Origin of the sequence: Bacillus cereus group sp. BfR-BA-01524 (genome assembly GCF_022662595.1) — a bacterium.
In the GTDB taxonomy this organism is placed as follows: Bacteria; Bacillota; Bacilli; order Bacillales; family Bacillaceae_G; genus Bacillus_A; species Bacillus_A thuringiensis_S.
This window is the reverse complement of the sequence record NZ_JAKUDW010000005.1, coordinates 1-20114: the sequence shown is the minus strand read 5'-3', so window position 1 is coordinate 20114 and position 20114 is coordinate 1. Positions and strand designations below refer to the sequence as shown.

Sequence of the window (20114 nt, the reverse complement as noted above, 5' to 3'; positions counted from 1 at the left end):
TTTAGCCCCCAAATCCTCCCTTTGAACCGCTTCCAATTCCACCTTTAAATTCAGCAGACGATTGATACGATTTAAACGCCGATGAATTTTTAAAGGTGGACTTATTTTGATAGTATCGCCCACCATAGAAATAATGCCCACGATAACCTGAACTACTATCATCACACTGCCATACCCCAAGTTCATCATCCCAATCCCAATCAGAACAACTATTATCATTCGGTTTTGGGGGAAGATCTTGTGCGCAGCCAAATAAAGTGCCAGTCATTAAAGATGTTACGACACCACCTACTAGCCATTTCGTTTTTGTCACCTTCGCACTCCCCTTTTTAAATTATATTTCTATTATATAAGACGGCATGATAAAGTAGAAGAAAAAGGAAGAAGAGGGATTAAATGCGCTTAGAATATCGACTTAATGATGAAACAAAAGGGTATCCTGCTTTATGGAACTACGCAAATATTTCTAATTCTGAAATTATCGCACGCATGACTTGTGAATATTTTATTAAAGAGAAAAATACTTATGTTGTTACTGCAACTTCGGTTGATCCAGACGGAACAGCAGTTATTTATATTCAAAAAGAAGTTTTCGCAAATGACCCTTCAGACCCTACATACTCCTACATCGGTTTTGAAATTAGAGAACTAAGTGAAACGAGTTCAAACATAGTAGATAGTCAAGATGTATGGAACTACGAAGAAATTTTACCATCTCTTCATTCAGATATTATATATATTCAGCGAGACGGCATGTCTATGGAATTCTCCTTGGATTCAAGAGAGATTGATGAAGACAGAAAGTGCTACATTTATTACGGAAACTTCACAGGTGAATCAAGATAATATTGATATATCTATGCAACAAAAAAACCTTACGTATAAAACGTAAGGTTTTTATATAGCCCCACATATGCCGTTCTCTCTAGATGTCCATAAACCTGCTCTCACAGGTGGATGCTCTCACAAATGTTTGTAACTTCCTTCTTAAAAAGATGGCATGTTAGCTACATTTAAATATTGAACTTCCATATTAAACTTATTGGTTTAAGACATGCATAAGCTACGTACACCGTAGGAATTTTATATAAGGTTAGTTGAAATAAGACCCCCGCACGTGCCGCTCCTCGTAAATGTCCAAAAACCCGCTACTCGCAGGTGGATGCCCTCACAGTTACCGTACATCTTCCTCCACAAGGAAGGCTTGATGATGGTCGCTAAATATTGAGCTTCCGTATAACTAACATCGGTTTTAGACATAAATAAGTTACGCACACCGCAGGATGTATTATTTACTTGTCGTTATATTATCACATTGTTTCTAATGTGTAAAATACAAAGTTTTTCGAGCAATCTCTTGCTTGTGACCTTATTTTAATACAAATTATTTTTGCATGCAAGTGATTAATCTTCTTCTTTTGCAATTTGATTTTCTGGATAAGAAATCCAATCACTCCAGCTACCTGCATACAATTTAACATTTTGGAATCCAGCCAATTTTAATGCAACGATATTTGGACATGCCGTAACACCAGAACCACAATATACAATGGTTTCCTTATCTTTCGACAGGTTTTTGAATCGTTCTTGTTGCTCAGCTTCATTCTGAAATTGTCCTGATTGCAACATTCCATCCTTCCAAAAATAATTTACTGCTGTCGGAATATGTCCTGCTTTATGATCGACAAGTTCCTCTACACCAGCATAACGTTTTGGCTCTCTTGAATCAATTAACGTAACATCTGCACCTGCCTGGATATTCTCTCTTACTGTTTCCATCGATACAAGCATATGATCTTGTATGTTTGTTTTGAATGTTTTTCGTATAACAACAGGAATTTCCGTTGTTGTCGGTAGTCCATTCTCTTTCCAAACCGGGAAACCACCATCTAATATATATACTTTCTCATGTCCTACATAGTTACATAACCACCATAAACGAGCAGCATTTGCACCAGCTTGACTGTCGTACGCAATTACTGTCGTATGTTCATCAATACCAACCTCCGAAAGCTTGTCCGCAAACTCTTCAATGCTTGGCAACGGATGGCGGCCACCATGTTCTGCTATAGGACTTGATAAATCTAAATTCAAATCAAAATATAACGCATGAGGAATATGTTCTTCTTTATACTTTTCTCTACCCCAATTAGGCTTCGCTAAATCAAAACGACAATCGATTACACGGACGTTCTCATCTTCTATATGCTCACGTAACCATTCGACTGTAACTATCATCTTTAACGACCTTCTTTCTCTTGTAAACGACTTACATACTCCATAACCATTTCTTCTGTAACATATTTACGCTGCAAGGTAACACCATTTTTTGCAAGATCATTAATTTGCTTTGTTACAACATTAATGACATCAACCGAAAATTCTTTCCCATTTGACGCAAGAGATACGGCTGCTTCAATAGCTGCTTCACGCTGCGCATCTAATTGTAAACATGCTTTTACACTTTCATTTTGTTTACGAGAATGTGCTGTAATTGCTTTATGTACTTCCATCTTCTCTTCCCCCTAAATAAGTTATACGTTCTAATTCAATTCCATTGCAAGCCGAATCATATCACGACATACAATCCCATTTTCAATAATCTCTTCTTCATAATGCTTTGAAAAGTAATCAAAATCAATAGAAAAAATACGAAATCCACATTTTTGATATAAAGCAAGTTGTGAAACACTAGAATTACCTGTACCAATTTCAATTTTGGACATACCATATTCCTTAGCTGTTTCTACAGCATGCTTTAATAGCTTCTTTCCAATACCTTTTCCTTGCATATGTTCTACAACCGCAATATTCATGATTTCCATCGTCTTCGGCCTTGTTTCCAAAAGAACATACACACCGATGACGCTGTCCCCTTGCTTTGCTACGTATGTTAACCCTCTTTGTACATATGTAGCTATTTGCCGTTCACTTGGATCAGCAAGTAGCAATAAAGACTTCGGTATAGCCTCTTTTAAAATACGTTCTATTACAAAAGACATAAAAAATCCCCCCATCTCTATTGTTCTAAACCCTCCTTGTCTACCATAAATAATAGAAAGGAGGGATTCCCCATGGACAACAATGAGAAAAAATGCAACGTCATCTCTATTGATGGAAAGAAGAAGAAAAGCGACACGTATTCCTACCCAAAATTAGTAGTAGAAAACAAAACATATGAATTTTCTTCATTCGTCTTATGCGGTGAAACACCAGATGGCAGACGACTCGTTCTTACTCATATGATTTCTACCGATGAATTTGCTGGATTTGTCAAATCTTTAGATACTGTACTGCAAAAGAAAATTGAACGAATCTTTTTCTCATAACGACTATATAACATAAATTTCTTTTTCAATCTCTACTAACTGCTTTTGCAATTGTTCTTTACTTTGTTCATATAGAGATACATCGATCGTTTCAGCCAATGCAAACAATATACTTTCATAATAGTTCATCACATCTTGTTGCATCACTTTTTGGAATAAGTTCCACTTCATATCCCATTCTTGCTTATAATGATGAACAAATAAATCTTTTTCATCGGCTACATAGTTTGATACGAGCGGTTCTAATACAGATTTAGCGTCTTCTTGCATAAAAGCTTTGTCATTCTTTTCAAAAAAGCTTTTCTCATTTTTAAATTGTGCCAGTGCTTTTTTGAAATCTTTTATTTCAACTGAAGGGAACGGTTCTTTATGTGTAATATCTTTATATTCATACTCCACTGTTCCATTCATAGAAATTGATTGATTTTCTACTTTACAGTTCACTACAATTTCGTCCTTTGCACGCTTCATCGCTTCGTCTATCCATTTTTCAAGACGTAATGATGTCGCACGCATTTCTTGTAATAAATCATGCTGAATAAATGCTACTAATTCCATAACACACTGTTGCAATTGTGTTTTCACATTTCCATCCGTTCGAAGTGACGCCGGATTAATAAATTCAGTAAACACATCGTTATAACGTAGGAATAGACGCTGTTGCACGTAATAAAGCAACTCTTTCACTTCATTTTGCATCGCCTGTTCTTCAGCAAGTACACTATATGATGAAATAATATGAAGTAGTTGATCACGCTCTGCTTCATATTTTTTCGTTTGCTTCTCTTTCTCTTCATTCCCCTGCTTTGCACCATTTATCATGTTTACTAAAAGCTGATCTGCCCCTTGCAACGCACCGTATAGAGCATGCACAGAAACAAGCATTAAATCTCTCATCATAAAGGACGTAAATGATTCCTCAAACTTAGTAATTCCAGAGTTTTGTAAAATACCATACTTCTCTTTTTCAACATTCTTTCCTTGTTTCTCTTCAAGCGCACATAAACTTGAAATTGCAAATAAACGCGGATTTCTAATACCGTATTGCAGTAGCTGATCTGCGATATAACCTTTTACCATTTCAAGTTCTTCTTCAGACTCTGCTAAATCCGCCGCATTAATTAAGAAGAACATTTTATCAAGGACAAAAGTATCCTTTACACGACCAAGCTGAATTAAAAATTCACGATCAGCACGAGAGAATACATGGTTATAATATGTTACAAATAAAATAGCATCTGCGTTTTTAATATACTGGAATGCAACATCCGTATGGCGAGCATTAATAGAATCCGCTCCAGGTGTGTCTACAAGCGCTACTCCCTGCCTTGTTAAAGCACAATCATAATAAAGCTCCATATACTCAACGAAGCATGATTTTTCTTCATTCGCTACATAATCAGAGAACTCTTCTAATGTGACTTGTACTTGTTCTCCTAAATAAGTAGAAACTGCATCATACCCTTTTTGTACCGCTCGTAAGAAGCTAAATGTTGTTTTTTGCTTCCCAGTCGGTGAAGGATATTTCATAACTTTATCAATTTGTGCTAACGCCTCATCTAACGTAGTAATCTCATAATGAAACAGCTTATAAACAGCTTTCATATCTTCTAATAGAGCTTGCTTTGATTTGAATTGAACCATTACTGTTCCGTGTGGTTTTTCCACTGTAACCGGCAAAATTTGATTAATCGTTGCCGTCGTCGGATTTGGTGATACAGGAAGTACCTTCTCACCAAGTAAGGCATTGGCAAATGATGATTTCCCAGCACTAAAAGCTCCGAATAACGCTACTGTAAATTGTTTCGTTTCCACACGACGCCTTTTTTCTATCACCTCTTGCTGTACATGTTTCAGCGCTGGCAATGGCTCTAATATCATTTCAGCTTTCTTCACTTTCTCTAATATACGCTGAATATTTAAAGCTGCCGTTCCTTTTATCTCTTCTTCATGAGCCGCTACGTTATCATTTACCATTTCCTGCTCTTGTAGTGTGAATTTCTCACTAACAATTTGTTTTTCACGTTGCAATATCTCCTCTATTTGCAATCCTTCTGGTGTAGCAACACGCTCGTGCCAAACATTTTGTAAATAACTTTCATATGTCTCTAAATTGTTACTGTATTGTAATTCCGTCTCTTTTGCCGTTTGCAACATCGTATATTTTTCAATCTCTTCTTCCATACGAGCAACTGCTTCCTTCACTTTTTGCTTTAAAACGACTGCACTTTTATCAAAAATTTGCTGTGCTTTTGTAAAATAACGTTTCTTCAGTTCATTCGCTACATCCGCTGTATAAAGAAGTAAGTAATCACCTGTGAAACCTGCACCTTGTTTAATGACTTCAGCTAACATTTCTGGTCCAAAAGCAATTTCTAAAGCATATATGTCTTTCCCAATTTCCTCCGTGAACAATCCTTCTTCTTTTAAGAAGGCTACAATAAATTCTTTCACATGAAAATCAAGTTGCGTTTCAACAGTCTTTTGAAGGGCAGAATAAAACGCCTCTACACGTCTTTGTTTTTCTTGCTCCGTCTTTCCTTTCGCAAATAGCAAACCAACTTTAAACTTTGTTAATTTCGTTTCTAAATATGCATTTGCCAATTCTCTCATTTCAAATGGCATTAAATACGCGTTATCTAATATAGCTTGTAAACCTTTTATAAATTCGTTTCTCACATGAGATTCTTTACTAGCCTCGCGATGTTTAGTTTCCGTTAGCTCTTCTTTCTTTTCAACTATTTCTGAAATCGAAAGCGGTGATGCTAACTCTTCCTCATATGTCAAAAGAGCTTTTTCATTTTCAGAAACAATAAACGAGAAATGTTCTCCCATTAAATATTCTGTTTCTCGCTCCATTCCCTCTCTTACATACTGCTCTTTTTCTTTCATAATAGAAGTAATTAATGTTTCTAAACTTCCAATTTCATTATGTGGATGGTTCATCATTCGTAATGACGTATAATAAACTCCATCTACTTCAATATCCCAGTTAGAGAACGATTGTTTCACACTATCTTTATAATCCTCAAATGATAATTCATTTTCTTTATGTTTATCTATTTGATTTACAACGAGATAAACCGTTTTATTACGTTGTTTCAATTCTTTAACAAATTGCAAATTCACTTCCGATTGGACGTGATTATAATCCATCATATAAAAAATTACGTCTGCTAGATGTAGCGTTGATTCTGTCGCTAGTTGATGGGCATCATCTGTTGAATCAATCCCTGGTGTATCAACTAACATAACACCTTCAGGAATTGGTGCATCATTCCGATAAATATGAACACCAATTACCTCATCGCCATCTTTACAAATTTGCTTTAATTCTTCTGCTGAATATGCACCGTCATATTCGTACTGCTCTCCAGATTTAATCGTAACAACAACACGATCAAATCCCTTTTCAATTTTAACGACGTTAGCGCTTGTCGGAATTGGACTTGTTGGTAGCAACTGCGCTTTATATAGATGATTCATCATCGTTGATTTCCCTGCTGAGAAGTGACCGCAAAACGCTATCATAAGCTGCTCTCGTTTATATTTTTGAATTACTTCAAACAACTTTAAGCTATTCTCTGCATCGCCGTGTTTTTGCCACTCTTCATAAAAACAAACAAGTTTTTTCATACCGTTTGTCTGTACTATGTTTGTCATCCCCTTGTTCCCCTTTATCCAAGATGTATATACTTTTCCCCGCTAATTGCGAGCTCATAACCAGTGAGAGTTACACCTACCCATTGATTACAGTTTCACTTTACTATCATACTAAATTTTCAGCATATTCTCATTAAAAATAAAAAATCCCTTTCATTCTTTTTACAAATGAAAGGGATTTTATGTCATATCACTCATTTTGCTGTTCCTACTCCATTTAAAACATACTTTGCAATAACTGCATATACAGCAACTGTACCTGCTACTAATGCATATACCATACTTACGCACCAACCTTTTTTTGATAATGATTATCACTTTTGAATACATTTTATCATTAAAGAGAATCATTATCAACACTTTCCATAAAGAAAGCTCCTTATAAGAAGGAGCTTTACTGCCTGTTTTGAAAAAGGTTAAAACTTGTTGTGCACTTTTATTATATCTCATAATACACATCTTAACAGTTTTAAAAATTGGAAATTACCTATATACCCATCCGTTTACATTTTGTATAATAAAAGGAAATTACTTAACAAGGAGGAAAATAATGACACAAAATCTCACACAAAGCGAGAGGATACATTCCATCGATATTATTAGAGGAATAGCCGTACTAGGTATTTTTCTTGTAAACTGGCCTGTTATCGCCGGGATTGACTCACGTGATCTTTCAGGAGTTTATGAGGGACTAGATAGCTATATCCGTCTATTTTACGATATGTTTATACAAACAAAGTTTTATACTATCTTTTCGTTTTTATTCGGACTAGGCTTTTACATTTTTATGACTCGTGCTGAAGCGAAAACAGATAGTCCAAAAACTTTATTTGTTCGGCGCTTACTTATTTTATTACTATTTGGTTTCTTACATTACGTTCTTTTATGGGACGGAGACATTTTACATACGTATGCGATCGCTGGATTTTTCTTATTTTTATTTTATAAGAGAGAACCTCGTACCATTTTAATATGGGCAATCGTTTTATTAAGTATTTTTCAGTTTCTTATGCTAATTGCTAGTATTGGTATTGCCTTCATGCCAAAGGAGGAACTTGGGTTATCCTTACCAATCATGCCACTTGAAGACTGGGTGTCACAAATACAAAATCGTTTCCATGCATTTTATGCTGATGGAATTGGACTCAACGCATTCATGCTACCAGAAACAGTTGGGCTATTTTTACTTGGTTTATATGCCGGTAAAAAGGATATTTTCCGCCGTACGAAAGAGTTAGATCCAAAGCTTAAAAAATGGCAAATTATTATGTTCATTTTAACATTGCCAATGTGGTTCTTCATGGTCCGTTATTTCTTATCAAAACCATCTTATGAACCAATTTATATGCAGGCCTTTATAATGTTTAGCGGCAAAACATTATTCATATTCTACATTTTCACGCTCATGCGTTTATTACAAAAAGAACAATGGCAAACATTATTACGTCCATTCCAATACGTTGGACGAATGGCATTAACAAATTACATCTCGCATACAATTGTTACATTACTTGTATTCGGGCTATTGTTTAAAAATGATTATCTTGCTCCACTATGGGTTGGACCACTATTCTGCATTAGTTTCTACACGTTACAAATCTTTATTAGCCGCTGGTGGCTTTCACATTACCAATACGGGCCACTTGAGTACATTTGGCGTCTTGGTACTTACGGAAAAATGATGCCCCTTAAAAAGAAAAGCAAGGTCTCATAACGAGACCTTGCTTTTTACGCTTCTCTTACTGCACTTTGCATAGACACCGGCTCTTCTTTTACTTTCTCTTTACGCTGCGGCACCATATTAAATACGATATTTAAAAGTACTGCTGACGCACTTCCCAGCACAATTCCGTTATCTGTTAAAATACGAATACTTTCTGGAAGTTGTGAGAATAATGTAGGAACGACTGTAACACCAAGCCCGATTCCGACAGAACATGCAACGATTAATAAGTTTTCTTGTTTACCAAAATCAACGCTACTTAACATTTTAATACCATATGCCATAACCATACCGAACATTGCTAACATCGCCCCGCCAAGTACTGATTTTGGAATGATTGTTGTAATAGCTGCGATTTTAGGAATAAATCCAAGAACGATTAACATACCACCGCAAGTATAAATAATAACGCGATTTCTCACTCCAGTTAATTGAACAAGTCCTACATTTTGAGAGTAAGTTGTATATGGAAATGCGTTGAAAATACCACCTAACACCATCGCTAGCCCTTCTGCGCGATAGCCTTTTGTTAATTCTTTTTCACCGATTTTTTTATTGCAAATATCAGATAATGCAAAGTATACACCCGTTGCTTCTACAATCCCTACGCAAGCAACGAGAATCATCGTAATAATTGGTGTTAATTCAAATGTTGGTGTACCGAAGTAAAATGGTTGAATACCGTGGAACCAATCAGCCTCTCCAACCGCTTGCAAGCTTACTTTGCCCATAAACGCTGCAACGATTGTACCGAACAATAGACCTAGTAAAATAGAGATTGAACGAATAAATCCATCAAAGAAACGATACATAATGATGATAAATAGTAACACACCAAATGCTAATGCTAAATTTTCAAGACTACCGAAATCCTTACTTCCTACTCCTCCAGCCATATCATTAATTGCTGCTGGAACAAGTGTAACTCCAATTACAGTAACAACAGATCCTGTTACAACAGGCGGGAAAAGCTTTACAAGTTTCCCGAATAACTTTGCAAAAATAACAACGAACAATCCAGCAGCAATAATTGCTCCATAAATGGAAGACACACCGTATTGTTTTCCAATCGCAATCATTGGTCCAACGGCTGTAAATGTACAACCAAGTACAACGGGAAGTCCAATACCGAAAAAGCGATTTGATAATGCTTGTAAAATTGTCGCAACGCCACACATTAATAAATCAATTGAGACTAAATATGTTAACTCTTTTTGATTTAAACCAAGTCCACCGCCCACAATAAGCGGAACGATAATTGCTCCAGCATACATTGCAAGCATATGCTGCATACCAAGCGATGCAATTTTAAATGGATGCTGCTTCATCGTTTATTTCACCTCCGCAGTTTCTTGCTGTACAAATGTAACTGTGCCGTTATCAAGTGATGCAATTTCTGCTAGTGATTCAACACGAACGCCTTGTTCACGAAGCTTCTTTCCTCCATCTTGAAATGCTTTTTCAATAACAATTCCAATTCCTGCAATACTCGCTCCTGCTTGCTCTACTAAACTCATTAAACCTAAAGCAGCCTGACCATTTGCTAAAAAGTCATCGATGATTAATACACGATCATTTTCATCGATATGATTTCGAGATAATGAAATTTCATTTGTTTCTTGTTTTGTAAATGAATATACGTTTGCAACGTACATATTATCTTGTAACGTTAACGATTTACGTTTTCTTGCAAAGATTACTTTTACACCAAGCTCTAATGCAGCCATAACAGCTGGTGCAATGCCTGAAGATTCAATCGTCACGATTTTTGTAATGTTCTCTTCTTTAAAACGTTTGGCAAATTCTTTTCCGATTTCTTGCATAAGTACTGGATCAATTTGGTGATTTAAAAATGCATCCACCTTTAATACATCACCAGATAAAACCTTTCCTTCGTTCAAAATCTTTTCTTGTAATACTTTCATGTTTGTTCCCCCTCTTATGCAATAAAAAAACTCCAAAAGCCGCCACCACTCGTTACAAGTGAGAGACGCGCTTTTGGAGTTTCGCAAAAAAAGAATGCTAAACAAGCAATTATATTCGTCCTCACTCATAGTCAAAGTATTTACGGTACTTCGGTAGAAACTTGCAGGCCATATCCCCGCGATTATATGAGTGTAGCTAACTATTTATTTTATAGAAGGATTATAACCCACTTTTTATACTTTGAAAAGCATTTATCGAAAAAACACGTACGAATTTTTAAAAACTACTATTTTCGTTCGAGTTTTGTAAACTCTTTCATTCCCAATTACAACTTCGTTAAAATGACTGGTCCATCTTTTGTAATCGCAATTGTATGCTCGTATTGAGCTGATAATTTCCTGTCCATCGTTCTTGCAGTCCATCCATTTAAATCTACTTTCGAATATCGCATACCTACATTGACAATCGGCTCAATCGTAATCACCATTCCTTCTTGTAACTGAGGCCCTTGTCCTTGCTTCCCAAAATGAAAAATTGCTGGTTCTTCATGAATCTCTTTACCAATTCCATGTCCCGTAAAGTCTCTTGCGACAGAAAAACCTTCATTTGTTACATAACTTTCAATTGCATAGCCAATGTCTCCTACATGATTACCGATTACTGCCTGATCAATCCCTTTATATAAAGCTTTTTCAGCTACTAACAATAACCTTTCTGCTTCATCAGAAACATTTCCGACTATATACGTCCAAGCAGAATCTGAAAGACCACCATTTAAGTTTACTACCATGTCAACGGTTACAATATCTCCTTCATTTAAAGGAACATCGGCCGGAAACCCATGACACATTTCATCGTTTACAGATGCACATATCGCATATGGATACCCATTGTAATCTTTCTGTTCAGATGTGGCACCATGCTTTTTTAAATACATTTCAACAAACGTATTAATTTCTTGTGTCGTTATACCTGGCTTTATCATTTTCGCAATTTCTTTATGACATGAAGCAAGTAATTTTCCAGATTCATGCATCAAATCTATTTCATTTTTCGTTTTAATTGTAATCATACTACCTCTACCTTTCCTTACTAAACCTGCTATTTGCTACTAAAATTCAATCATACACATCAAAACCCTCAATTACAACAAGTACAAAAATATGTATCATATATTTCTACATCAAAATTAAAAAACAGAAGATCCCTCTGTTTTTTAATCATTTTTACACATGTAATTCATTTTCAAAAACTCAAAACAACTACCATTCGTTCTCTGTATAAACGTTCCAACTGCCTCAAATCCTGCTCTTTTATACACTTTGATTGCTCTCTCATTAAATGTCGCTACTGATAGTGTTATATAATTGCATCCGTATTTTTCTTCACTAAAAGCTAGTCCAGCATTTACGAACTGTAAACCAAATCCATTGCCAGTTATATCAGGTCTCATTCCAAGTCCTATATCAACCGTTCCATCATTCATTTTACAAACAGTAAAAAAACCAATGAGAATGCCATTTTGCTTCACAGAAAATGTATGATTCCCTCTACTCTCACCATGTAAAAATTCATCTAAATCTTCTTCATCTGCCTCTATATCATAAAAAGAATATTTCCCTTCATAATGCCAGTTATACGCAATTTCCTCCGCTTCTTCTCGCTTCATTACTGTATATGTATAACCCATTCTCCCATCCCCTTTAACAAAAAGAGCTGCAATTAAGCAGCTCTTTTTGTTACAACTCATAAATCTCTTTATATTTCGCTTCTAAATAATCGGCTAAGTAGTTTGCATTTAAGCCTTCACCTGTTACATCTTTTAAAATTTCAAGTGGCTTTTTCGTTTTACCATATTGGTGAATATGTTCTGTTAACCATTCACGAATCGGTGTTACGTTTCCTTCTTCTAATAATGCATCAAAGTTCGGAATATCTTTTAACATTCTTTGCTTAAATTGCGCTGCATACATGTAACCAAGCGCATAAGATGGGAAGTATCCAAATGAGCCACCAGCCCAGTGAACATCTTGTAATACACCTTGCGCATCATTTTCCGGACGAATTCCTAAATATGCTTCCATCTTATCATTCCAAGCTGCTGGTAAGTCCTTCACTTGTAATGTACCATCAAATAATTCTTTCTCTAATTCATAACGCACCATAACATGAAGCGGGTATGTAAGCTCATCTGCTTCTATACGAATGAATGACGGCTTCGATTCGTTAATTGCATCATAAAACTCATCGACTGACATATCATCAAATTGACCATCGCTATACTCTTTTAATAAATCATAATTTTTCTTCCAGAATGATTTATTACGGCCGATAAAGTTCTCAAAGAATAATGATTGTGATTCGTGAATACCCATAGATGTACCACTGCAAAGTGGTGTACCTTCAAATTGTTCTGCAATATTTTGTTCATATACTGCATGACCACATTCATGAATTGTTCCAAATACAGCCATACGGAAATCTTTTTCATCATAGCGTGTCGTAATACGAACATCCCCTCTATTTAATGTAATTTCGAAAGGATGTACTGTTTCATCAAGACGACCTGCTTCAAAGTCATAATTCAATTGCTTTAATAGTTCTAATGTAAAGTTCTTTTGTTTTTCTTTTGAAAACTGTTCCGATAAAGCACTTGTTTTTAATCCTTTTTTAGACTCAGAGATTTCTTTTACAAGCGGCACGATGCGCTCACGAAGTTGACCAAATACGTGATCTAAAACTTCTACTGTAATACCTGGCTCATACATGTCTAATAATGTATTGTATTTATATGTTTCATAACCCCAATATGTAATAAATTTCTTTTTAAATTCAACAATTTTTTCTAAGTACGGGCGGAACATTTCGAAATCAGATTTTTCGCGAGCTTCTTCCCACACACTCTCTGCTTTCGCTTCTAATTTCACATAAGCCTCATATTCAGCTTGTGGAATTTTTTTATTTCTATCATATTCTTTCCGACACTCTTCAACCATTTTCGTCGTCGTTTCAGAAAGCTTATCTTCACGTATTAAAGCTTCAAGCTCTGTTAAATAGTTTCCCATCTCATCTGAAGTCGACATAGCAAACACTTCTGACGAAAGCATACCAATTACTTCTGAACGCTGATCTACACCTTTTTTTGGTGCACCTGTTCTTAAATCCCAAAACATTAAACTTAATGCTTCTCCGTAATTCTGTATCTTTTTCACGTATGTTAAAAATTGTTTTTCCACTTCATATGTAGCAACTGTCATCGTATAAAAGCCTCCTTTTTCTACCTCAAACTTAATTCGACACGGAAACATAAATTCCTTTTATAATAGAAAAAAAGCTTGGCAAGCGCCAAGCTTTCTCCTTATAATTCTTTACCTTCTACTGGCAGTACATTTTTCACAGCTGCAACTACTTTCTCATCTTCTGAATCAGATAAGAAAATCGATATAGCACCCTTATCTTCACTTGTACGAATTAAACGCCCAATTCCTTGACGAAGTCGTAAAATCATATATGGTACATCTACATCCCAGAATGGATCATTTACGTGCTTACGTTTCGCTTCAAACACAGGGTCGTTTGGAGGGAATGGTAATGACCAAATAATAACGTGCGATAATGATGAACCAGGAATATCTAAACCTTCCCATAAATGAACCGCACAAAGTACAGTTTCTTCTTCATTTTGGAAACGAGAAACGAGCTGACTAATTTCCTGATCTCCTTCATATAAGAATGGAACCGACATTTGCTCTTTACTTACATACTCTTTGAACGCTGCAAGCTCTTGCGTTGTACGGAATAATACAAGTGTACGTCCATTTGTTTTTTGTATATTTTCAAGTGTATATTGACACTTTCTTTCCCATTCATTTTCTTTCGTATGCGATAGTAAGTTTACTGCCATTTGCTCTTCGTAATCAAACGGTGAAGCAACTGAGAATGATAAGTAATCTTTTACCCCTAGGCTATTAGCTGTAAACGCGAATGAATCATTGTTCGATAATGTCGCAGAAGAGAAAATATACGGTATTTTCTTCGAGAACACTTTCTCTTGTAATACTTCTTCAACTGCACGCGGCATAATCACTAATGTGAAGGCACCATCACCTTCTTCACCCCAAGTAATTACATTTTTCTCGTGCATGAACAGACGAAGTGAATGTTCTAATACATCTAAATGCTCATCAACAATATTTAAATCATACGTGTTTACTGTATGCATTTCACTTTCAAATACTAATGCATCTCCAACTTCACCGATTTTTGCATAAAGTCGTTTCGCTTCAGCTGTTACTTTTTCTGTCACAGTAATTTCTAAACGATCAGAACCGGCAATTTCTTTTTTGTTTTCTTGTAACACATCAAAGAATTGTTCAGTTTGCCAGATTGTTTCTTCTACTAAATGTGCAAACTCTTCACGAATATCATTTTGTAATAATCTCGTTAAAAGTTGCTCCATCATCGTTTGCTTTAAACGGTACGTTAACGCTTTTTGAGCTGCATATTCTACAAGATGCCCTTCATCGAATACAACGCAGCTACTTTCAGGTAATAACGGAATTTGCCCTTCACGTTTACGAGCATCGTACGTCCAAATATGATCCATATAGAAATCTTGAGAACAAATAATTAAATCTGCTGCTTTACGATAATGTTCACGAGAAAGAGTTTGACCACAGCGATGACGTGAATCGCAAGTAAAGCAATCCTGGAAGTAATCCCAGTTTACTCTTGACCATTCTTCGTCATTTAAAAGTGGAAATTCTTTTCGATCACCATAGTGAGTAAAGTTTTGCATCGTACCATGATCGAATACGAATTGTGGTAATTCATAATATAGGTCTTCAATTACTTCTGGAGCTCGTCCACTCATAACATCTTCTAATTTTCGTAAACATAAATAATTATCCATTGATTTCGCAAGTCTTACATCAACTGATAAACCTAATGCTTCAGATAATTTAGCAATGTCCCCTTCTTCTTTTACAAGCTGCTCAATTAACGTTTCATCTGCACAAGCGATAATTGCTGGTTTTCCAGTATAACGCGCGTAGCAAATTGCATATAGAAGATATACAATTGTTTTCCCTGTTCCTACACCCGCTTCTGCGAACATAACTTTCTTTTCTTGGAAAGCGCGTTCTAACTGAAACGCCATAAAAATTTGTTCATCACGCTCTTCAAAGCCTTTTTCCGGAAGGATGTCGTAAAACACATCTCCAATCCACTCATTCAACTTATCATAAAAATTATCTTGTTTTCCTACTTCAAATGGTAATCTCTTCTCAGTAAACATCCTTAGCCTCCAACCAAAAAGTTTTTCTATAAAAAGATATAGCAACTGCTACACATATGTGTGCAACCTCTTTCCCCTGTTGCAATACATCGAAATTCACGAAAAAAAATTTTCCTTTCGAAAAAGGAAAATTTTCTTCTATATTAATGACTTTAAATACCGTTTATCAATCGCCGTTTCATGTGAAAGAGCTGACAAATATTCTTCTTGTGCTTTTTGTATTTCATCTACAATTACACCTTGACTATCCACTTCTTTTCCGAGCTCATCATACGTACGGTGAATAGCTTTTTGAATCATTGATAATTGGAAACTATCCATATCACTTCCTCCTTTACGCATTACATAATAGCCAGTATATGCGCGCTGGAGGAGTTTTATACTATGAATTACGCGGTGGACGTTTTCCGAAGTATTGGTAGTAATCTGTACGGATAAATCCATTAAACAGTTTACGCTTCTTCGACGCATCTTTTCCGTAACACTTCTCAAATGCTTCGTAGCTTGTTAATACATACGCTGACCATGTATCTAATGGGCGGAATACTTGTCCCATTTCTTTATACAGTTGTTCAACGAGTGCTTTTTCACTTAAACGTTCTCCGTATGGAGGATTCGTTACAACGTAGCCATAATCCTCTTTTGTTGTGAAATCTTTTACTTGCATTTGTTTAAATGTAATTAAATCGCCTAAGCCTACTTCGTCTGCGTTATCTTGAGCAACTCGAATCATACGATGATCAATATCTGATCCAATGATTTGTAATCGTTGATCATAGTTCGCTAAATCTTCAGCTTCTTGACGAGCTTCACGCCAGTTTTGTTTACCTACCCAGCCCCACTCATCTGATGCGAAACCACGGTTAAATCCTGGTGCAATGTTTTGTCCAATTAATGCTGCTTCAATTGGAATTGTACCTGATCCACAGAATGGATCAACAAATGGACGATCTGGCTTCCAGTTTGTTAATTTAATTAAAGACGCAGCTAATGTTTCTTTTAACGGAGCTTCCCCTTGATCCATACGGTATCCACGTTTATGAAGTCCAACACCACTCGCATCAATTGTTAATGTTGCAATATCCTTAAGCATTGCAATCTCGATACGGAATAACGGACCATCTTCTTCAAACCAAGTTGTACGTTTATATGTTGTTTTTAATTTTTCAACGACAGCCTTTTTAACAATACGTTGGCAATCCGAAACACTGAATAATTCAGATTTTAAAGATTTACCGATAACAGGGAATTCGCCATTCTCTGGAATATAATCTCCCCAGTTTAATGCTTTCGTTTTTTCAAATAGCTCATCAAATGTTGTTGCTTTAAATTCGCCAACTTTAATTTTTACACGGTCTGCAGTACGTAACCATAAATTCGTGCGACAAATCGCCTTTTCATCTGCTTCAAATGTTACTTTGCTGTTTTCTACTTGACATTCATAACCAAGATCGCGAACTTCTCGGGCAACTAACGCTTCAATACCCATTGCCGCTGTTGCAATTAAAGTAACTTTTCCCATTTGTATTCACCTCTTATGTATATTCAAACAATAATTAATAGCAATTGGTTCTATTAATCATTACATTTTACGAAGAATTTTCTCATTAATCATTTTAACTCATACTTTATAACTTCATACAAATAAAAAGCCCTCCTCTAACAAAGGAGAGCTGAGTTATTTCATAGTTGGTTCATAACGTTCTGTAAGCCATGTTCTGTTCCTTTGTACTACAAACGGCCCACGCCTCGTACTCCGGTGGCAATCATCTATCTACAGGTTATACAACCTGTCCTTTCCCGTCGTTCATTTCCTTGGAAAAGATTCCCCTACCATTATTTGGGTTTCTCGCTCGTGGGGTTTACCTCGTTCCACTCCTATCATTTCTTCAAGGACTTCGTCACTGTGGCACTTTAAAGGTAGTCAAACCATATCCGAAAGGACTTAGGTTTTTTCCCTGCCGTTAAACCAGCCTTACAGCCAGAATACCCTAGCTTATGAATTGGCTAGGCACGAACACTACAGCCGTCTCAGGCCGTGCGAGCATGGACTTTCCTCTACAACGTTGGCGTTGCAGCGATTACCCAAACGTTATGACATCCATTAGTATAGTGGAAACAAAAAGATTTTGCAACGTTTTTTTCTATGTAAAATGCTTAAACCTTTTCCCACCTTACATCATTCGTATAACTTACTTCCAAATACAGCTTTTTCTAAGTTAGATAAGCGTTTTAAAATATCCGTATTCGTGTTGTTATAAACCGGTTGTGCAACTGGTGTTTGTACAGGTTGTTGTGGAACTTGCGTTACTGCTAGTTTTTGTTCCTCTAATTCACGCTTTAAACGAGCATTTTGTTGCTTTAATTGCTCAAACTCTTTGTGGAAAGCTTCATAATCTTTAATGATCATATCAAGAAACTTGTCTACTTCTTCTTGCTGATAACCTCTCATACCTGTTTTAAATTCTTTTTCTAAAATATCTTTCGCTGTTAATTTAATTTTATCCGAAATCATTTTCTTCACCTCAAATTTTTACCAAAACTTTCATTAACTAAATTTTTTCAGAAACAATGCTTTTTGTCAATCATATATACGAGTACTATATTACATATTACTCTGCATTATTCCACTGTTCCTCTTCTATTATATCTTGTAAATCAGAAAAAAGAATGAAATAACTGTGATAATTTTCTATTTCCCCTTTTTTCTTTGCTGCTTCTACAATATATTTGGGGCTTCCTGGTTTTTCTTCATCGTATACCGCTAAAAGCGCATCACTTTTTTCAATAAAAAATTGATTTTTTAATTTAAATTGCTCTGGACTTTCATACTTCCTTTTCGTGATACTATCAACATGGTCTGCTTGGGAGAGAATAAATTCGTAATATTCACGATTATCTTCTTTCCAACTTTCTTCTTGTTCTAAAAACGGAGTGAATACCGCTAATTTTAAATCTGGATATTCTATTTGAATTTCAAAAACAACTTCAGCAGCCCATAATTCTACACCTAACTGACCGCTTATTATAACCCACTCTAAACCATCTTCTACAAAAGTGGTTAATTTACGGTGTAATGCCTTCTTTATACACTCCACCCCTGGATGATCATTTTTAAATATTCCAAGTTCAAATGGCTTATATCCTGTTACTGCAATAACTTTCATATCAACACTCCAATTACAAAAAAAGAACTAGCATTTCGCTAGTTCTAACATATCATTTACTTTTTAAATATTCCACCAACGTTTGGTCCGATATTTGGACCAATTGGCGATACATTGTTTGGTAAAAATGGTGATACATTTGGTCCTGGTCCAAACGGTGACACATTCGGTCCTGGTCCAAATGGAGAAATTTGATGTCCGTGATGATGATGATGATGGCCATGGCCACACGGTCCACATCCGCCACCAAATCCTGGATCGATTGGGTCCACGACATTTACATTTGAATTTGTTTGTGGGAAGAAGTTTTGGTTTTTAATTTGTTGATGGTGTACATGTGTTGTATGTGTTGGGAAAATGTGTGGCACCACCGTTGTTGAAAAAGAGTGTGTTACGCATTGTTTCGTCGGATGAACGACAGGAGCAGTTGTACAAATAGGTCCTACAGGCTTATGCCCTCCAAAGCAAGGATGACAATGATGCATAGTTTTTTCTCTCCTCTCTCGTTAAAAAAATCTGATTACACTTTACAGTATGAGAAAAGAGAGAAAGCCGTTTGTTATATATACCCATTTATTACAAGGAAATTTGTCTAGTCCTTTATTTCATATACAATACTTTCATAGACAACCCTTCAACATTACTTACCAAAAAAACCTCCAACTTGCTTTACAATACCTGTCACCTGATTCATCGCATTCATCATTTGTCCAGCTGTATTCATCATTTTATTTACATCATAGTTACCATCTGATGTTTTAAATTGAGAAACAAAACTAGAAAACTGACTTGGCTGTTGTTGCTTTTGTTTACTCTGCGTCGGATACGGTTGTTTTGGTGGATAAAACATCCCTTGTTGATTAGCATAGGCCGTTGGTGGTGGCATATAATATTGCGAATTCATATAAGGCTGCTGCTGTTGTTGATTCATGTATGGTTGCTGAGCTTGTGATTGTTGAGCTTGATTCACATAAGATTGCTGCTGTTGTGGTTGTTGAGCTTGATTCACA

20 protein-coding genes, 3 other RNA genes and 1 riboswitch are annotated in these 20114 nt (G+C 36.0%); of the genes, 3 read left to right on the top strand and 20 right to left on the bottom strand.

All coding sequences use genetic code 11. The features are described 5' to 3' along the window. Position 1: 1 nt before the first annotated feature. Complete coding sequence (locus tag MR170_RS02715) at positions 2-313, bottom strand: hypothetical protein (RefSeq protein ID WP_000169030.1); 312 nt, start codon at positions 311-313, stop codon at positions 2-4. A gap of 83 nt (positions 314-396) precedes the next feature. On the opposite strand from MR170_RS02715, the gene MR170_RS02710 reads away from it, so the two are divergent. Continuing rightward, entirely contained in the window at positions 397-846 is a 450-nt protein-coding gene (locus tag MR170_RS02710) for a hypothetical protein (RefSeq protein ID WP_001235523.1), read from the top strand. Between the two features lie 54 nt (positions 847-900). On the opposite strand, the gene ssrS (MR170_RS02705) is transcribed toward MR170_RS02710, so the two are convergent. From ssrS (MR170_RS02705) to MR170_RS02685, 5 genes are all read right to left on the bottom strand, one after another. Beyond that, a non-coding RNA gene (ssrS, locus tag MR170_RS02705) (6S RNA) lies at positions 901-1084 on the bottom strand. Positions 1085-1105: 21 nt separating this feature from the next. Then, positions 1106-1288, bottom strand: a non-coding RNA gene (ssrS, locus tag MR170_RS02700) — 6S RNA. A gap of 116 nt (positions 1289-1404) precedes the next feature. Next, the gene (locus MR170_RS02695; protein ID WP_242307104.1) at positions 1405-2238 is read right to left on the bottom strand and encodes a sulfurtransferase; all 834 of its coding nucleotides are present in this window, start codon (positions 2236-2238) and stop codon (positions 1405-1407) included. 2 nt (positions 2239-2240) lie between these two features. Further along, complete coding sequence (locus MR170_RS02690) at positions 2241-2513, bottom strand: YpbS family protein (protein ID WP_000451820.1); 273 nt, start codon at positions 2511-2513, stop codon at positions 2241-2243. 30 nt (positions 2514-2543) lie between these two features. After that, entirely contained in the window at positions 2544-3002 is a 459-nt protein-coding gene (locus MR170_RS02685) for a GNAT family N-acetyltransferase (RefSeq protein WP_016082228.1), read from the bottom strand. A gap of 72 nt (positions 3003-3074) precedes the next feature. Here MR170_RS02685 and MR170_RS02680 point away from each other — a divergent pair, with 72 nt between their 5' ends. Further along, positions 3075-3329 carry a DUF3931 domain-containing protein gene (locus MR170_RS02680; protein WP_000369740.1) on the top strand — a complete coding sequence of 85 codons (255 nt, stop codon included), beginning with the start codon at positions 3075-3077 and terminating at the stop codon, positions 3327-3329. A gap of 3 nt (positions 3330-3332) precedes the next feature. Here the strand turns inward: MR170_RS02680 and MR170_RS02675 are convergent, their stop codons facing one another. Next, positions 3333-6992 (bottom strand): dynamin family protein, encoded by a 3660-nt coding sequence (locus tag MR170_RS02675; RefSeq protein ID WP_242307103.1) that lies wholly within the window; start codon positions 6990-6992, stop codon positions 3333-3335. A gap of 550 nt (positions 6993-7542) precedes the next feature. Here MR170_RS02675 and MR170_RS02670 point away from each other — a divergent pair. Further along, positions 7543-8706, top strand: a complete 1164-nt coding sequence (locus tag MR170_RS02670) for a DUF418 domain-containing protein (RefSeq protein WP_242307097.1) — start codon at positions 7543-7545, stop codon at positions 8704-8706. Between the two features lie 14 nt (positions 8707-8720). Here MR170_RS02670 and pbuX read toward each other — a convergent pair whose 3' ends face one another. The 13 genes from pbuX to MR170_RS02605 form a co-directional block, all read right to left on the bottom strand. Then, positions 8721-10043 (bottom strand): xanthine permease PbuX, encoded by a 1323-nt coding sequence (pbuX, locus tag MR170_RS02665; RefSeq protein WP_048565233.1) that lies wholly within the window; start codon positions 10041-10043, stop codon positions 8721-8723. A gap of 3 nt (positions 10044-10046) precedes the next feature. After that, positions 10047-10640, bottom strand: coding sequence for a xanthine phosphoribosyltransferase (locus MR170_RS02660; RefSeq protein ID WP_000866483.1), 594 nt, complete (start codon positions 10638-10640; stop codon positions 10047-10049). A 108-nt stretch (positions 10641-10748) separates the two neighbouring features. Further along, a riboswitch (purine riboswitch) is annotated at positions 10749-10850 on the bottom strand. Between the two features lie 116 nt (positions 10851-10966). After that, positions 10967-11713 (bottom strand): type I methionyl aminopeptidase, encoded by a 747-nt coding sequence (locus MR170_RS02655; RefSeq protein ID WP_016082232.1) that lies wholly within the window; start codon positions 11711-11713, stop codon positions 10967-10969. A 144-nt stretch (positions 11714-11857) separates the two neighbouring features. Next, positions 11858-12331, bottom strand: a complete 474-nt coding sequence (locus MR170_RS02650; protein WP_242307095.1) for a GNAT family N-acetyltransferase — start codon at positions 12329-12331, stop codon at positions 11858-11860. Between the two features lie 49 nt (positions 12332-12380). Continuing rightward, positions 12381-13898, bottom strand: coding sequence for a carboxypeptidase M32 (gene ypwA, locus MR170_RS02645; protein WP_242307092.1), 1518 nt, complete (start codon positions 13896-13898; stop codon positions 12381-12383). 101 nt (positions 13899-13999) lie between these two features. Continuing rightward, positions 14000-15937 carry an ATP-dependent DNA helicase gene (locus tag MR170_RS02640; protein ID WP_242307088.1) on the bottom strand — a complete coding sequence of 646 codons (1938 nt, stop codon included), beginning with the start codon at positions 15935-15937 and terminating at the stop codon, positions 14000-14002. A gap of 138 nt (positions 15938-16075) precedes the next feature. After that, on the bottom strand, positions 16076-16258 hold the full coding sequence (locus MR170_RS02635) for a DUF3921 domain-containing protein (RefSeq protein ID WP_000376898.1): 183 nt from the start codon (positions 16256-16258) through the stop codon (positions 16076-16078). A gap of 61 nt (positions 16259-16319) precedes the next feature. Further along, positions 16320-17459 (bottom strand): THUMP domain-containing class I SAM-dependent RNA methyltransferase, encoded by a 1140-nt coding sequence (locus tag MR170_RS02630; protein WP_016082236.1) that lies wholly within the window; start codon positions 17457-17459, stop codon positions 16320-16322. Between the two features lie 180 nt (positions 17460-17639). Further along, positions 17640-18030: RNase P RNA component class B (rnpB, locus tag MR170_RS02625), an RNA gene on the bottom strand. 86 nt (positions 18031-18116) lie between these two features. Further along, entirely contained in the window at positions 18117-18452 is a 336-nt protein-coding gene (gene gpsB / locus MR170_RS02620) for a cell division regulator GpsB (protein ID WP_000622431.1), read from the bottom strand. Between the two features lie 97 nt (positions 18453-18549). Then, positions 18550-19104, bottom strand: a complete 555-nt coding sequence (locus MR170_RS02615; RefSeq protein WP_016082238.1) for an SLOG family protein — start codon at positions 19102-19104, stop codon at positions 18550-18552. Between the two features lie 56 nt (positions 19105-19160). Further along, positions 19161-19589 (bottom strand): CotD family spore coat protein, encoded by a 429-nt coding sequence (locus MR170_RS02610; protein ID WP_043935513.1) that lies wholly within the window; start codon positions 19587-19589, stop codon positions 19161-19163. A 155-nt stretch (positions 19590-19744) separates the two neighbouring features. Continuing rightward, positions 19745-20114 (bottom strand): YppG family protein (locus MR170_RS02605; RefSeq protein ID WP_242307085.1); only part of this gene is annotated, 370 nt, incomplete at its 5' end.

Coding starts and splice junctions, on each gene's coding strand:
- MR170_RS02610 (WP_043935513.1), bottom strand. CDS start 19,589: ATGCATCATTGTCATCCTTGCTTTGGAGGGCATAAGCCTGTAGGACCT.
- MR170_RS02710 (WP_001235523.1), top strand. CDS start 397: ATGCGCTTAGAATATCGACTTAATGATGAAACAAAAGGGTATCCTGCT.
- ypwA (WP_242307092.1), bottom strand. CDS start 13,898: ATGACAGTTGCTACATATGAAGTGGAAAAACAATTTTTAACATACGTG.
- MR170_RS02650 (WP_242307095.1), bottom strand. CDS start 12,331: ATGGGTTATACATATACAGTAATGAAGCGAGAAGAAGCGGAGGAAATT.
- MR170_RS02675 (WP_242307103.1), bottom strand. CDS start 6,992: ATGACAAACATAGTACAGACAAACGGTATGAAAAAACTTGTTTGTTTT.
- MR170_RS02635 (WP_000376898.1), bottom strand. CDS start 16,258: ATGGATAGTTTCCAATTATCAATGATTCAAAAAGCTATTCACCGTACG.
- MR170_RS02695 (WP_242307104.1), bottom strand. CDS start 2,238: ATGATAGTTACAGTCGAATGGTTACGTGAGCATATAGAAGATGAGAAC.
- MR170_RS02660 (WP_000866483.1), bottom strand. CDS start 10,640: ATGAAAGTATTACAAGAAAAGATTTTGAACGAAGGAAAGGTTTTATCT.
- MR170_RS02630 (WP_016082236.1), bottom strand. CDS start 17,459: ATGGGAAAAGTTACTTTAATTGCAACAGCGGCAATGGGTATTGAAGCG.
- MR170_RS02670 (WP_242307097.1), top strand. CDS start 7,543: ATGACACAAAATCTCACACAAAGCGAGAGGATACATTCCATCGATATT.
- MR170_RS02690 (WP_000451820.1), bottom strand. CDS start 2,513: ATGGAAGTACATAAAGCAATTACAGCACATTCTCGTAAACAAAATGAA.
- MR170_RS02655 (WP_016082232.1), bottom strand. CDS start 11,713: ATGATTACAATTAAAACGAAAAATGAAATAGATTTGATGCATGAATCT.
- MR170_RS02680 (WP_000369740.1), top strand. CDS start 3,075: ATGGACAACAATGAGAAAAAATGCAACGTCATCTCTATTGATGGAAAG.
- MR170_RS02640 (WP_242307088.1), bottom strand. CDS start 15,937: ATGTTTACTGAGAAGAGATTACCATTTGAAGTAGGAAAACAAGATAAT.
- MR170_RS02685 (WP_016082228.1), bottom strand. CDS start 3,002: ATGTCTTTTGTAATAGAACGTATTTTAAAAGAGGCTATACCGAAGTCT.
- pbuX (WP_048565233.1), bottom strand. CDS start 10,043: ATGAAGCAGCATCCATTTAAAATTGCATCGCTTGGTATGCAGCATATG.
- MR170_RS02615 (WP_016082238.1), bottom strand. CDS start 19,104: ATGAAAGTTATTGCAGTAACAGGATATAAGCCATTTGAACTTGGAATA.
- gpsB (WP_000622431.1), bottom strand. CDS start 18,452: ATGATTTCGGATAAAATTAAATTAACAGCGAAAGATATTTTAGAAAAA.